This window comes from Pseudomonas sp. 3A(2025) (genome assembly GCF_054589175.1).
The window spans coordinates 100,107-114,531 of the sequence record NZ_BAAILM010000113.1 but is presented as its reverse complement, the minus strand read 5'-3'; the positions used below and the strand labels follow the sequence as shown (position 1 = coordinate 114,531).

Genomic DNA, 14,425 nt, shown 5'->3' with positions numbered 1-14,425 from the left:
TCTGACTCAGGCGATCTCGCTGACATATGTACCGACATTGTCGAGAATGATTCGCAACGTTGCGTCGGCTTCCCGAGCGTCCTGAGCATCGCTGGTGTGACGAATCTCATACTGCTGATCGCCGCCCAGGCTGGCGGCGTCGGCGGCATCGAGTTCGACCAGCAGGCGTTCGGCGCTGAAAGTCACCTTCAAGGAGGTCACAGTCACGCTCTTTTCATCGCCCAGGCTGACTTCGACTTCGTTTTCATCGGGGAAGCGGCTCAGGGAGAACAGGTCGCCGTTTTCGCTGTGGCAGCAGAGCAGGGCCATGTCGTCGTATTCGTCGTCGCACGGGTTGGCGATCAGGCAGGGGGTATTGATAAGCATGGGGGCATTTCCTGAGCTGGCTGGCAAAGGCGTGATTTTGCCAGTCCTTCGTGAACTTTGCTGTAGTGCGATTGCTGGGGCTGAGGTGTCTGGGTTTCTGTGGCAGTCTTTAAGATGGGTTCCGGCCCTCTTCGGGTCGGAACCTATCTCACTGATTCACAACATCCAATCTATACAACCCCGTCGCCAAGTAACCCGCAGCGCCAACGGACGAGTCCCGAAAAGCACAGTCTGCTTCACGATGACCGAATATGTCGCAGCCCTGTACGCCCTGCAGGGACCGCTATCGTTAAGCTGAAAGGCGACGAACGGTGTGTGCATTCGCGACACCGAATCGTCGCTTTTTCTGACGTACTTCTCGGAATTCACAAGCGACGAGCCCGATACCAGAGGCATCGTCCGTTTGGCTCTACACTCGATCATGTCCTGCCCGATTGATCGTGACACCTGCTCCAAGCCTCCCTCTATAAAAGCAAAGCGGAGTATCATCGATGGCGTTCTTCACCGCAGCCAGCAAGGCCGACTTCCAGCATCAACTGCAAGCGGCCCTGGCTCAGCACATCAGTGAACAGGCACTGCCACAAGTGGCGCTGTTCGCCGAACAATTCTTCGGCATCATTTCCCTGGACGAACTGACCCAGCGTCGACTTTCCGACCTGGCAGGTTGCACATTGTCGGCCTGGCGGCTGCTGGAACGCTTCGAACACCAAACCCCTCAAGTCCGCGTCTACAACCCCGATTACGAACGTCACGGCTGGCAATCGACCCACACCGTGATCGAAGTGCTGCACCACGACCTGCCATTCCTGGTCGACTCGGTGCGTACCGAGCTGAACCGTCGCAGCTACAGCATCCACACCCTGCAAACCACAGTGCTCAGCGTGCGTCGCGGGCCGCAGGGCGAGCTGCTGGAGTTGCTGCCCAAGGGCACCACCGGCGATGACGTGCAGCAAGAGTCGCTGATGTACCTGGAAATCGACCGTTGCTCCAATGCCGGCGAACTCAACACCCTGGCCCGCGAGCTGGAGCAGGTGCTGGGCGAAGTGCGCGTGGTAGTCGAAGATTTCGAGGCCATGAAGGCGCGGGTCAACGATGTGCTGGCGGCCATCGACAACAGCGAATACAGCATCGACGGCGAAGAGAAGTCCGAGGTCAAGGTGTTCCTGCAATGGTTGCTCGACAACCATTTCACCTTCCTGGGTTATGAAGAGTTTCAGGTGCGTGGCGAGGCCGACGGTGGCCAGATCGAATACGATCCGTCGTCCTTCCTGGGCCTGACCAAACTGCTGCGCGTGGGCTTGAGCACGGAAGAGCTGCACATCGAAGATTACGCGGTGAACTACCTGCAGCAACCGACCTTGCTGTCGTTCACCAAGGCCGCCCTGCCAAGCCGTGTGCACCGCCCGGCTTACCCTGACTATGTGTCGATCCGCCTGATCGATGCCACCGGTGCCGTGGTCAAGGAATGCCGCTTCATGGGCCTGTACACCTCGCGGGTGTATGGCCAGAGCGTGCACCAGATTCCTTACATTCGCCGCAAGGTCGCCGAAATCGAACGCCGTTCCGGCTTCGACTCCAAGGCGCACCTGGGCAAGGAACTGGCGCAGGTGCTGGAAGTGCTGCCCCGCGACGATCTGTTCCAGACCCCGGTGGACGAACTGTTCGGCACCGTGATGTCGATCGTGCAGATCCAGGAGCGCAACAAGATTCGCGTGTTCCTGCGCAAAGACCCGTACGGCCGCTTCTGCTACTGCCTGGCCTATGTGCCGCGCGATGTGTATTCCACCGAAGTGCGGCAAAAGATTCAGCAGGTGCTGATGGACCGCCTCAAGGCCAGCGACTGCGAGTTCTGGACCTTCTTCTCCGAGTCGGTGCTGGCCCGTGTGCAGTTGATCCTGCGCGTCGACCCCAAGGTCACCCTGGAAATCGACCCGCTGCAACTGGAAAACGAAGTGATCCAGGCCTGCCGCTCGTGGAAGGACGACTACGCCAGCCTGGTCATCGAAAGCTTCGGCGAAGCCAACGGCACCAACGTGCTCGAAGATTTCCCCAAGGGCTTCCCGGCCGGCTACCGCGAGCGCTTTGCGGCGCACTCGGCGGTGGTCGATATGCAGCACGTGCAAAGCCTCTCGGAAAGCAATCCGCTGGTGATGAGCTTCTACCAGCCGCTGTCGGGCAGCCGCCAGCAACTGCACTGCAAGCTGTACCACGCCGACACCCCGCTGGCGCTGTCGGACGTGCTGCCGATTCTGGAAAACCTCGGCCTGCGTGTGCTCGGCGAGTTCCCGTACCGCCTGCGCCATGTCAATGGCCGCGAGTTCTGGATTCATGACTTTGCCTTCACCGCCGAAGGTCTGAACCTCGACATCCAGCAGCTCAACGACGTGTTGCAGGACGCCTTCGTGCACATCGTGCGCGGCGATGCCGAGAACGATGCCTTCAACCGCCTGGTACTGACCGCCGGCCTGCCATGGCGCGATGTGGCGTTGCTGCGTGCTTATGCGCGCTACCTCAAGCAGATCCGCCTGGGCTTCGACCTTGGTTACATTGCCAGCACCCTGAACAACCATACCGAGATCGCCCGCGAGCTGACCCGGTTGTTCAAGACCCGCTTCTATCTGGCGCGCAAGCTGGGTGCCGATGATCTGGACGACAAGCAACTGCGTCTGGAGCAGGCGATTCTGACCGCCCTGGACGATGTTCAGGTGCTCAACGAAGACCGCATCCTGCGTCGCTACCTTGACCTGATCAAGGCGACCCTGCGCACCAACTTCTACCAGACTGACGCCAACGGCCAGAACAAGGGCTACTTCAGCTTCAAGTTCAACCCGCGCCTGATTCCCGAACTGCCCAAACCGGTGCCCAAGTTCGAGATCTTCGTTTATTCGCCGCGTGTTGAAGGCGTACACCTGCGCTTCGGCAACGTCGCCCGTGGCGGCCTGCGCTGGTCGGACCGCGAAGAAGACTTCCGCACCGAGGTGCTGGGTCTGGTCAAGGCCCAGCAGGTCAAGAACTCGGTGATCGTGCCGGTCGGCGCCAAGGGCGGCTTCGTGCCGCGCCGCCTGCCGACCAGCGGCGGTCGCGACGAGGTTCAGGCCGAGGCCATCGCCTGCTATCGCATCTTTATCTCCGGGTTGCTGGACATCACCGACAACCTCAAGGAAGGCGTGCTGGTGCCGCCGGCCAACGTCGTACGTCACGATGACGATGACCCGTACCTGGTGGTGGCAGCCGACAAAGGCACCGCGACCTTCTCCGACATCGCCAACGGCATTGCCATCGACTACGGCTTCTGGCTGGGCGACGCCTTTGCCTCGGGCGGTTCGGCCGGTTACGACCACAAGAAGATGGGCATCACCGCCAAGGGCGCGTGGGTCGGTGTGCAGCGCCACTTCCGTGAGCGTGACATCAATGTCCAGCAAGACAGCATCACTGTGATCGGCATCGGCGACATGGCCGGCGACGTGTTCGGCAACGGCCTGTTGATGTCCGACAAGCTCAAGCTGGTGGCGGCGTTCAACCACCTGCACATCTTCATCGACCCGAACCCGGAGCCGGCCAGCAGCTTTGCCGAGCGCCAGCGCCTGTTCGACCTGCCGCGCTCGGCCTGGACCGACTACGACGCCAGCCTGATCTCGGCCGGTGGTGGCATCTTCCCGCGCAGTGCCAAGAGCATTGCGATCAGCGAGCAGATGAAAGAGCGCTTTGACATCAAGGCCGACAAGCTGCCACCGACCGAACTGCTGCACGCCTTGCTCAAGGCGCCGGTGGACCTGTTGTGGAACGGCGGTATCGGTACCTACGTCAAGTCCAGCGAAGAAAGCCACGCCGATGTCGGCGACAAGGCCAACGACGCCCTGCGTGTCAACGGTGACGAGCTGCGCTGCAAGGTGGTGGGCGAGGGCGGCAACCTCGGCATGACCCAGCTGGGCCGTGTCGAGTTTGGCCTGCACGGCGGTGCGACCAACACCGACTTCATCGACAACGCCGGTGGTGTGGACTGTTCCGACCACGAAGTGAACATCAAGATCCTGATCAACGAAGTGGTTCAGGCCGGCGACATGACCCAGAAGCAGCGTAACCAGTTGCTCGAGAGCATGACCGACGATGTTGGCCATCTGGTGCTGGGCAACAACTACAAGCAGACCCAGGCCTTGTCGCTGGCGGCGCGTCGTGCCTACGACCGCATTGCCGAATACAAGCGCCTGATGAGCGACCTTGAGTTGCGCGGCAAGCTGGACCGGGTCATCGAATTCCTGCCGTCCGAAGAGCAGATCGCCGAGCGCGTTGCGGCCGGCCACGGCCTGACCCGTGCCGAGCTGTCGGTACTGATCTCGTACAGCAAGATCGACCTCAAAGAGGCGCTGCTCGAATCGCGCGTGCCGGATGACGATTATCTGGCGCGTGACATGGAAACCGCGTTCCCGTCGTCGCTGGCGGCGAATTTCTCGGTTGCCATGCGTAATCACCGCCTGAAGCGCGAAATCGTCAGCACCCAGATCGCCAACGATCTGGTCAACCACATGGGCATCACCTTCGTGCAGCGTCTGAAGGAGTCCACCGGCATGAGCGCCGCCGCCGTGGCCGGTGCCTATGTGATCGTGCGTGACATCTTCCACCTGCCGCACTGGTTCCGTCAGATCGAAGCACTGGACTACAAGGTGCCGGCCGAGATTCAACTGGCCTTGATGGACGAACTGATGCGTCTGGGCCGTCGGGCAACCCGCTGGTTCCTGCGCAGCCGTCGCAATGAGCTGGATGCGGCGCGTGATGTCGCGCACTTCGGTCCGCACATCGCAGCACTGGGCCTGAAACTCGATGGCCTGCTCGAAGGTCGCACCCGTGCGGTCTGGCAGGAACGCTACGAGGCGTACGTGGAATCCGGCGTGCCGGAACTGCTGGCGCGCATGGTGGCCGGTACCACGCACCTGTACACCCTGCTGCCGATCATCGAGGCTTCCGACGTCACCGGGCAGAACGCCGCTGACGTGGCCAAGACCTACTTTGCGGTGGGCAGTGCCCTGGAAATCACCTGGTACCTGCAACAGATCAGCAGCCTGCCGGTAGAAAACAACTGGCAAGCCCTGGCCCGCGAAGCGTTCCGCGACGATATCGACTGGCAGCAACGGGCAATCACCATTTCCGTGCTGCAAATGGCCGATGGTCCGGCGGATGTGGAAGAGCGTCTGGCCCTGTGGCTGGAACAGCATGCGGCGATGGTCGAGCGCTGGCGCGCGATGCTGGTCGAACTGCGTGCGGCCAGCGGCACCGATTACGCGATGTATGCGGTGGCCAACCGTGAACTGCTGGACCTGGCCATGAGCGCCCAGACCAACCCGGTGTAATGGGTTGAACGGGCTGTAAACGAAAAACCCCGCCTTGAGAGAGGCGGGGTTTTTTGTTGTGCGCGCTTTCGAATATTGAACGCTCTCCCGTAGGAGGCAGCTCTGCTGGCGATGAGGCCAGTAAAATCGTCACATCTGCGGCGTCTGTGCCGCAGCAATCGCCAGCAGAGACGGATCGCCGCCCGCAGCCTCCTACAAGTCCGTGCCGAAGCTTAACTGATCGGCATTATCCCGTAGGAGCGGCTTAAGCCGCGATCGGCTGCGATAGCAGTCGTAGAGTTTCAACGTTTCGCAGATTTTTTCGAGCGCTTTGCACTCGTTCGCGGCTAAAGCCCCTCCTATCATTAGGGCCTGTGAGTCACCCGGTATTTAAAACGGCACGGCCACGATCACCTGGCTGTACAGGTTGCTGCCGTTGCCGCCGGACTGGTTGCCGCCGGTGTCCTGGTCCTTGCGCGGTTTGTACAGGCCGACCAGCGGGGTGATGATCAGGTGGTCGTTGACTGCCCATTCGGCGTACACGTCCAGCTCGCGGCCGTCCAGGTTCAGCGCTTCGCCGGTATCCACCGTCTTGTAGTTGAAGAACAGCGCGCCCAGGGTCAGGTTTTCCAGCGGTTTGACCTTGAGGCCGACATGGTGAATGCCGGTATTGCTGTTGAACGGGCCAGCATAGTTGGCGGTGACTTCACCCTGGAACCAGGTACCGAAGCCACGGCTCTGGCCGTTGAACATCGAGTCCCAGCCTTCGGAGTAGCGGCTGTAGCGGTAGGTCAGGTCCGGGCTCCATGGCAGGTTGGCAAAGGTGTAGCCGCCTTCCAGGTACCAGGCGTTTTCGTTGCCGGCGTCCTTGTTCTGCCGGGCGTACTCGAACGAGAAATGCGCGTTGTCGATGCCGGCATTGCCGGCGCCACGCAGGCTGTAGATGTTCATGCCGTCGCGCTGGCGCTGAAAATCGCTGGCATAACGCTCATCGACATCCAGGCCATGAATCCAGGTCAGGCCCAGCGTGCCGGGGGCGGCGGTGTATTCCAGGGTCGCAGCGGCCATTTCGGTATTGGCCTGAGCGCGGTTATCGGATTCGAACCACAGCACGCTGCCGTGCAGGCCTTCCTTGCCACCCAGACGCAACACGGCGGTCTTGTCGAAGGCATGCCGGGCCGCCAGATAGTAGGCGCCACCACGGTTCAGGTCGCCATCGGCCAGGCCGTTGCCAAGGTTGATGCCGTCGTCGTTGATGATAAAGCCGTCACCCAGGGTAATAATCTGCCGGCCCCACGACAGGTCGACGCCGTCCTTGCCCAATACAGGAAACAGATCGCCGGATTTCCAGCCGACGAAGGCTTCGTCGAATTTGGTCGTGCGCTCGCTGCCGTTGGTATAACCGGCCGCATCGCCGTCGCCCCAGGTGGCGGAGCTGACCAGGTTGGCGGTGCCGTACAGGCTGCCGAAGGGGCCGATGCCCTGGGTACCGCTCAGCCCGTACTTGATGAAGCCTTCGCGCCAGGTCGAACCGCCGGCGGTGCCGTCGTAGTTCTTGCGGCTGTTGAAATGCCCGTACACGGCGAGAAAGTTGCCGGTCAGTGTTGTGTCTTCGTCGCTGTACAGCTCGATGGCCTGCGCGCTGCTGGTACTGATCAAGCCGGCCAGGCCAAGGCCGATCAGCGTGTTGCGTCGGGTAAAGCGCTCCATGGGTGTTGCCCCCTTCAAGGTGGTCTGTAATGACTGCCATGACAGTTAGGAGCATTCTCAGGCTTCAAGTCTTTGCAGCGCGTGCCAACGGCTTGTCCCTGCTCGCCAGCGTGGCGGCGCTGGCAGGCTGCAACAAAATTATCGTCAGCCATGGGCAAGACGCTGGATCGACTGCGGCGCAAAGTGGTTTACATGCCGCAATGCAATGGTCATTCGCTCGATTGCATTGCCCACGTCCATCTCCTTTGCAGGGGCCCAGCATGTCACTCAACCAACAGCTCACCGAGCATCTGAACCGCGGAACCGTGGGTTTTCCCACCGCATTGGCCAGCACCATCGGCCTGATCATGGCCAGCCCGGTGATTCTTACCGCGACCATGGGCTTCGGCATCGGCGGCAGCGCCTTTGCCCTGGCGATGATCCTGGCGGTGATCATGATGCTGGCCCAGGCCACGACCTTCGCCGAAGCCGCGTCGATTCTGCCGACCACAGGCTCCGTGTACGACTACATCAACTGCGGCATGGGGCGTTTTTTCGCGATCATGGGCACGCTGTCGGCCTACCTGATCGTGCATGTGTTTGCCGGCACCGCCGAGACCATTCTGGCCGGGGTCATGGCGCTGGTGAACTTCGAGCACCTCAACACGCTGGCCGAATCGGCCGGCGGCTCCTGGTTGCTGGGCGTGGGCTTTGTCGTGGTGCTGGGCATTCTCAATGCCTTTGGCGTCAGCGCGTTCAGCCGGGTCGAAATCATCCTGACCTTCGGCATGTGGGTCACGCTGATGACCTTCGGTGTGCTGGGCCTGATCGCCGCGCCGGCGGTGCAACTGGACGGCCTGTTCGGTGAGTCGCTGGTCGGCACCGACCTGATCACCATCCTGTCGCTGGTTGGTATGGCGATGTTCATGTTCGTTGGCTGCGAGTTTGTCACGCCGTTGGCGCCGGACCTGCGTCAATCGGCCAAAGTCTTGCCCAGGGCGATGATCCTCGGCCTGCTGGGTGTGGCCACTTGCATGTTTATCTATGGCGCGGCAATGAAGCGCCAGGTGGAAAACGTGGTGCTCGATGCCGCCAGTGGCGTGCACTTGCTGGATACGCCGATGGCGATTCCGAAGTTCGCCCAGCAGGTCATGGGCGATATCGGCCCGATCTGGCTGGGCATCGGCTTTCTGTTTGCCGGGGCTGCGACCATCAATACGCTGATGGCTGGCGTGCCCCGCATTATTTACGGCATGGCGGTCGACGGTGCGTTGCCCAAGGTTTTCACCTACTTGAGTCCGCGCTTCAAGACGCCGCTGCTGTGCATTCTGGTCGCGATGCTGATTCCGTGCCTGCACGCCTGGTGGCTGGGTGGCAACGCCGACAACATCATTCACCTGGTGCTGGCGGCGGTCTGTGCCTGGAGTACCGCCTATTTGCTGGTGACGATTTCGGTGGTCAGCCTGCGCATTCGTCGGCCTGACCTGCCGCGTGCCTACCGCTCGCCCTGGTTCCCGCTGCCGCAGATCGTCTCCAGCGTCGGCATTGTGCTGGGTATGTGGTTCATCACCCCGCCTGGCATGAACCCTGCCGATATTTATGTGCCGTTCGGCATCATGCTGGCAGCGACCGCCGTCTATGCGCTGTTCTGGACGCTGGTGGTGCAACGCGTCAACCCGTTCAAGCCGGCCTCGGTCGAAGAGGTGCTGGCCAAGGAATTTGCCAACGAACCTGGTTTGCACACCGAGGATACTGCCCGTGATGCTCTCAAGACTGTTTGACGGCCTGAACGCCGAACGCGACCCGAGCGGTTACCGCCCGGGCGTGACCCTGGAACACCTGCGCCGCAACCTTGGGGTCAGCGGCTGGCAGGTGGTCGAGCCGCGCACCGCGCGGCTGAACGTGCCAGGATTAAGCTGCGAGGTGCGCGAGCGCACCGAGTCGCAATTGCTGATGCACCTGGTGATGAGTGAGTTCGTCTTGCGCGTACCTGGCCAAACCCGGTGCAGCGGTCGTTACGATATGCACCATACCGGGTCGATTCGCCGCACCGGCCTGCGTTGCCGGCACCGTGGCGGTGACGATTCGCTGCTGCTGGCGCTGCGTCAGGCGCTGGAACTGGACGAGCCGTTGCGTGCAGCCTTGATGCCGCTGGACTTCAAACGTCTGCGTCTGGAAGTGTCTGAAGGCCAATGGATCGTGCACCTGGAGCACATGGGCGGCAGCGAGGTGGTCAACCGCATGCCGGCGTTCAGGCGTTACATCAGCATTGCTGGCGAACAGAAAGCCGCTCTGTTTTCAGCACTGATCGCTCTGCAGCGCGTGCTGGGTCAATTGTAGGAAAACTGGCACGCATCCTGCCTTCATCTGATAGGTCCGCATCACTGTTGTGCGCATATTGTTAACATGTTATCAATGCGCACATAACAACAATGACTTATCGAAGAGGTAGGTATGCACACTGATCAAATCGCCCGTAATGGCCTTGAGCAATGGACTGCCAGGCTGCACGCCATTTGTGGTCGTTTCGACACTGAACTGGCGTTCAATCGTTCACTGTTCATCGGTGAAATCCATACCTGGACCCGCTCCGGTCTGGAGTTGGCCAGCCTGCGCACCAATGCCGGCAATATCATGCGCCAGGCCGGTAGCGCCGACCGGGACAACGACGAAGACTGCTTTCTGGTCAGCCAGCGCAGCGGTTATTCACAGATCACCCAGCATGGCATCAGCATCAAGCTGGCACCGGGCGACCTGCTGTTGATGGATTCCACCGGATCCTGCGAAATCACCCCGTTCGGCCTGATCGAACACGCCTCGCTGTCGTTGCCGCGCAAAGATGTGCAAAAGGCCATGAAGCACGAGCGCCTGACCTTCGGCAAAGTGTCCGCCACCCGCACCTGTGGGCGCATGCTGCATGTTCTGATGGACCAGATCTGCAAGGACACCGGCGCTGAAGAAATGCCCGATGCCGACGAGCATGGCCTGCAGAACGCGCTGATTTCGCTGCTGCCCTCGGCGCTGGAACACAGTCAGGCCCAGCGGCTGGAGCAGCGCCCGGAACTCGGCGCACTGGGCAACGCGAATCTGCGCAGCTATGTGCAGAAACTCATCGACGAATCCCTCGGCCAGCCCGGTTTGAATCCGTCGGCACTGGCGGGACGGCTGAATATTTCGGTGCGTCATCTGTACCGTTTGTTCGAAGACGAAGGCGACAGCGTGTGCCGCTATATCCAGCGCGCCCGCCTCAAGCGCAGCGCCGAAGACCTGGCCAACCCGTTCTTGCGCAGCGAATCTATCACCACCATTGCCTATAAATGGGGGTTCACCGATTCGGCCCATTTCAGCCGTTCGTTCAAGAAACAGTTCGAGCAATCGCCCAAGGACTTTCGCAGCTACCGCTTGACCCATTCGGTTGGTGCGGCCTGATCACGTTACACAAGGTTTGACCCGTTGCACTTAGGCTCATATAGTGGCGCTTCTTTTCCTACCTATCGTTAGGTAGCGTTTTGCCGATAGGCAATCTGTGGAGTGTCACGATGAGTTCGACAACGACGCCCGGCTTTGTCCGGTTTGCGGTTTCACTGGCTGTGATCGGCGCGCTGGGGCCGGCGGCGATTGACATGTACCTGGCCAGCCTGCCGGAAATTGCCCGGCAGTTTGCCGAGTCCAATGCGCGGGTACAGTTGACCCTAAGCGTGTTTTTGATGGCCATGGGCGCCGGGCAATTACTCTTCGGCCCGCTGGTCGATGCTTATGGCCGGCGCGTGCCGTTGCTGGCGGGCTTGCTGGTGTTCATGCTCAGCTCGCTGGCGGCGGCGATGGCGCCAAGCCTCGACGCCTTGTTGCTGGCGCGGCTGATTCAGGGGCTGGGTAGCGCGCTGACCCTGGTGGTGATCATGAGCATGGTTCGCGATGTCACTCAGGGGGCGGAGGCGGCGAAGATTTTCGCCTTGCTGATGACCATCGAAGGCCTGGCACCGGTCACCGCGCCAGCGTTGGGCGGGCTGATCGATACGCTGTGGGGCTGGCGGGCGATCATGCTCACCCTGGCGATATTGAGCGTGTTGGTGCTGGTCAACAGCGTGATATCGCTGAAGGAAACCCTGCCGGCCGAGCGCCGCGAGCCTTTGCAACTGCGTCAGGCATTTGCCACTTACTGGCGCATTGCCCGGGATCCGGCGTTCATGCGTCCGACCCTGGCCATCGCCTCGGTGTTCTTCTTTCTGTTCGGCTACATCGGTGGTGCGGCGTTTGTTTACCAGTCGACCTTCGGCCTGGCACCTGCGCAGTTCGGCCTGGTGTTCGGTGCCAGCGGCCTGGCGATTCTGGCCGGTGCGCTGTCTGCCGGGCGTCTGGTGGCCTCCAGAGGGCTGGCGAAACTGGCGATGCTGGGCGCGCTGTGCATGCTCGGTGGCGCGCTGATCGTGGGGCTTGCGTTAACCGCACACCTCAGTCTGGCGCCGGTCGTGGCCGGTATGGTGCTGGCGCTGTTTGGGCTGGGCGTCAGCGAAACCGTGCTGATGACCCAGGTCATGTCGTCGCAGCAACGCTCGCTGGGCTCGACTGCGGCGCTGTTGGGCGCCTTTCAGTTGATGCTATCTTCGCTGGCCACGCCGCTGTCCGGCGCCTTGCTCGAGAGCGGCGTCGTCGCCTGGGGCCTGCTGTTGCTGGTCAGCGCTGGTGTCGTGGTGCTGCTGAGCTGGCGCAGTGTCCAGGTGCTGGGCGTCACTGAAAACCGATTGGCAGGACATTGATTGATGAAAACCCTGAGCGCTTCGGCCGAGCGAATCTGTTGCCTGGCCATCGAGCATTTTGCCGAGCGCGGCTATGACGGTTCGTCGCTGAATGACATCGCGACCCTGGCCAATATGCGCAAGCCGTCGTTGTACGCGCACTTTTCCAGCAAGGACGACCTGTACCAGGTGGTGTTCGAGCGTGCGCTGGAAAACGAGCGGCTGTACATGGAAAGCTGTTTCAACCCCGACAGCGAACTCAATAGCGTGCCGGGTCGTTTACACGTCGAGCAGCTTGCCGAGCGCTATCTTGAGTCGCCATCGTTGCGCTTCTTGCTGCGGGCGGCGTTCTATCCGCCAAGCGTGTTGCGCCCGGTGATCAGCGCAGGCTTCGAAGGCTATCTGGCGGTGCTGCGCGAGCGTTTTCTGCACCTGCTCGCGCAGCGTTATCCGGGCATGGACGACGATGATCTGCAACTGTACAGCGATGCCTATCAAGGCATCGTCGACAGTTTGCACGTGGAATTGATCTACGCCACGCCCGAGGCGTACGCAAAACGCCTCAAAGCGTTGTGGCGGTTGTTTTGCGATTCGTTGTCGGTGCTGCGCTGATCAAACCACGGCGAAATAATGCTTCACGAAGCTTTCGCTGACCACTTCCCAGAGCACCGGCGTGCCTTTGGTCACGAACCAGCTGTCGCCGGCCTTGTAGCGGCTGACCTGGCCTGTCGATTCATCGGTCAGCACCAGTTCGCCGGTGACCACGGTGGCGTGTTCGTTGAACGGGTAGACCATGCGGAACTTGCCCTGTGTGGTGCCGAAATAGGCGCTGCTGACCGGGTCGGTCGGTGCGCCGAAGGTCATCTTGCCGAAGGCGTTCACTTCGCCTTCAAGAATCGTCGAGCCCAGATCGGCCACGGTGCCCCAGGCATCGAGTTCGCTCAGTGGAGTGTTGTGGTTAATCACGGTAAGGGTCATGGCAGTGCTCCTGCTGGAATGAAGTGAAATGAATCAGCGGCGACCGTTGAAGTAGCCGGACAACTGGTGAAAGGTCTTGCCGCCGGTCAGCAGCAACGGGCGCAGGTGATCCTTGCCGATAATCGAGGGGTGGCGGATCGCGCTGATCAGGTCATAGCGCGCCGAGCCTTCGCTCATGCCTTCGGCCAGCACCTTGCAGATGATGTGGCTCGGTGTGACGCCAAAGCCTGAGTAGCCCTGCACATAGAACACATTGCGCCGCCCGTTGAGGGTGCCCAGTTGCGGGAACAGGTTGGCGCCGGTGGCCATCGGCCCGCCCCAGGCAAGGTCGATCTTCACGTCCTTGAGGTACGGGAACACCTTGAGCATCAGGCGGCGGTTCCAGGCTTTCAGGTCGCGCGGAATGTGCTCGACAAAAGGCGTCGCCGCGCCGAACAGCAGGCGGTTTTCGCGGGTGACGCGGTAATAGTCGATCACCGGGCGAATGTCGCTGTAGGCGCCGCGAATCGGGCTGATGCGGTTGATCAGTTCCTCTGACAACGGCTCGGTCATCATCTGGAAGGCGTAAGTGTTGATCGTGGTCTTGTGCAGTTGCGGCTCGAGCTTGTTAAGAAAGCTGTCGCAGGCCCACAGCAGTTTGCTGGCCTTGACCGAGCCGCGCCCGGTGCGCACGGTGATGCGCTCGCCGTATTGCACCTCCAGCGCCGGGCTGTGTTCATAGATGCGCACGCCAAGGCCGCTGAGCGCCTTGGCCTCGCCAAGCAGCAGGTTGAGCGAATGCACGTGACCGCCGCCCATGTGCAGCAGGGCGCTGCTGTAGGCGTCGGAGCCGATGATCTGCTTGACCTCGGAACCGCCGAGAAAACGAATCTCGTCTTTGCTGTTGATCGACTTGAAGTCGCGCTCCCAGTTGCGCAGGGTCTGCTCCTGGCGCTTGTTGAAGCCCAGGTAGCCGTAGCCATGGCAGAAATCGGCGTCGATGTCGTATTTGGCGATGCGCTCCTTGATGATTCCGGCGCCCAGCTCGCTGATCTCGAAAATCTCGCGGATGCCGCTTTCGCCGACGCTGCTGCGGATCTTTTCCAGGTCGTGGCCGATACCGGCCATGATCTGCCCGCCGTTGCGCCCGGTGCCGCCGAATCCCAGATAGCGGGCTTCGAGCACGACGATATTGGTGATGCCTTTTTCGGCCAGTTCCAGCGCGGTGTTTATTCCGGAAAAACCGCCGCCGATGACCACGACATCGGCCTCGACGTCGTCTTCGAGCGTCGGAAAACTCAGGTTGTATTTTTTCGTCGCTGAGTAATAGGTAGGCGTTTCGATATTGATCAT

At 61.0% G+C, this 14,425-nt stretch carries 10 protein-coding genes; 6 read left to right on the top strand and 4 right to left on the bottom strand.

From position 1 onward, the window contains the following. Window positions 1-6: 6 nt before the first annotated feature. Entirely contained in the window at window positions 7-366 is a 360-nt protein-coding gene (locus ACYP2A_RS27115; protein ID WP_459749010.1) for a hypothetical protein, read from the bottom strand. Window positions 367-857: 491 nt separating this feature from the next. Between ACYP2A_RS27115 and ACYP2A_RS27110 the strand changes: the two genes are divergently transcribed. Beyond that, complete coding sequence (locus ACYP2A_RS27110) at window positions 858-5,711, top strand: NAD-glutamate dehydrogenase (RefSeq protein WP_459749009.1); 4,854 nt, start codon at window positions 858-860, stop codon at window positions 5,709-5,711. Between the two features lie 369 nt (window positions 5,712-6,080). Here ACYP2A_RS27110 and ACYP2A_RS27105 read toward each other — a convergent pair whose 3' ends face one another. Beyond that, complete coding sequence (locus tag ACYP2A_RS27105) at window positions 6,081-7,400, bottom strand: alginate export family protein (protein ID WP_459749008.1); 1,320 nt, start codon at window positions 7,398-7,400, stop codon at window positions 6,081-6,083. 260 nt (window positions 7,401-7,660) lie between these two features. Between ACYP2A_RS27105 and ACYP2A_RS27100 the strand changes: the two genes are divergently transcribed. From ACYP2A_RS27100 to ACYP2A_RS27080, 5 genes are all read left to right on the top strand, one after another. Further along, entirely contained in the window at window positions 7,661-9,160 is a 1,500-nt protein-coding gene (locus ACYP2A_RS27100) for an APC family permease (protein ID WP_459749007.1), read from the top strand. Continuing rightward, window positions 9,141-9,719: a DUF3156 family protein gene (locus ACYP2A_RS27095; RefSeq protein WP_459749822.1), complete on the top strand. Its 579-nt coding sequence runs from the start codon at window positions 9,141-9,143 to the stop codon at window positions 9,717-9,719. The genes ACYP2A_RS27100 and ACYP2A_RS27095 overlap by 20 nt, the downstream gene beginning before the upstream one ends. A 114-nt stretch (window positions 9,720-9,833) precedes the next feature. Then, complete coding sequence (gene feaR, locus ACYP2A_RS27090; protein ID WP_459749006.1) at window positions 9,834-10,808, top strand: transcriptional regulator FeaR; 975 nt, start codon at window positions 9,834-9,836, stop codon at window positions 10,806-10,808. A gap of 110 nt (window positions 10,809-10,918) precedes the next feature. Continuing rightward, complete coding sequence (locus tag ACYP2A_RS27085) at window positions 10,919-12,136, top strand: multidrug effflux MFS transporter (protein ID WP_459749005.1); 1,218 nt, start codon at window positions 10,919-10,921, stop codon at window positions 12,134-12,136. Window positions 12,137-12,139: 3 nt separating this feature from the next. Further along, window positions 12,140-12,727, top strand: coding sequence for a TetR/AcrR family transcriptional regulator (locus tag ACYP2A_RS27080; RefSeq protein ID WP_459749004.1), 588 nt, complete (start codon window positions 12,140-12,142; stop codon window positions 12,725-12,727). Here the strand turns inward: ACYP2A_RS27080 and ACYP2A_RS27075 are convergent, their stop codons facing one another. Both ACYP2A_RS27075 and ACYP2A_RS27070 read right to left on the bottom strand, forming a co-directional pair. Continuing rightward, a complete protein-coding gene (locus ACYP2A_RS27075; RefSeq protein WP_459749003.1) occupies window positions 12,728-13,093 on the bottom strand; it encodes a cupin domain-containing protein in 366 nt (121 codons plus the stop codon). A 33-nt stretch (window positions 13,094-13,126) separates the two neighbouring features. Next, window positions 13,127-14,425, bottom strand: a complete 1,299-nt coding sequence (locus tag ACYP2A_RS27070) for an NAD(P)/FAD-dependent oxidoreductase (RefSeq protein WP_459749821.1) — start codon at window positions 14,423-14,425, stop codon at window positions 13,127-13,129.

Coding starts and splice junctions, on each gene's coding strand:
- ACYP2A_RS27115 (WP_459749010.1), bottom strand. CDS start 366: ATGCTTATCAATACCCCCTGCCTGATCGCCAACCCGTGCGACGACGAA.
- ACYP2A_RS27110 (WP_459749009.1), top strand. CDS start 858: ATGGCGTTCTTCACCGCAGCCAGCAAGGCCGACTTCCAGCATCAACTG.
- ACYP2A_RS27105 (WP_459749008.1), bottom strand. CDS start 7,400: ATGGAGCGCTTTACCCGACGCAACACGCTGATCGGCCTTGGCCTGGCC.
- ACYP2A_RS27100 (WP_459749007.1), top strand. CDS start 7,661: ATGTCACTCAACCAACAGCTCACCGAGCATCTGAACCGCGGAACCGTG.
- ACYP2A_RS27095 (WP_459749822.1), top strand. CDS start 9,141: ATGCTCTCAAGACTGTTTGACGGCCTGAACGCCGAACGCGACCCGAGC.
- feaR (WP_459749006.1), top strand. CDS start 9,834: ATGCACACTGATCAAATCGCCCGTAATGGCCTTGAGCAATGGACTGCC.
- ACYP2A_RS27085 (WP_459749005.1), top strand. CDS start 10,919: ATGAGTTCGACAACGACGCCCGGCTTTGTCCGGTTTGCGGTTTCACTG.
- ACYP2A_RS27080 (WP_459749004.1), top strand. CDS start 12,140: ATGAAAACCCTGAGCGCTTCGGCCGAGCGAATCTGTTGCCTGGCCATC.
- ACYP2A_RS27075 (WP_459749003.1), bottom strand. CDS start 13,093: ATGACCCTTACCGTGATTAACCACAACACTCCACTGAGCGAACTCGAT.
- ACYP2A_RS27070 (WP_459749821.1), bottom strand. CDS start 14,425: ATGATCAATATCGAAACGCCTACCTATTACTCAGCGACGAAAAAATAC.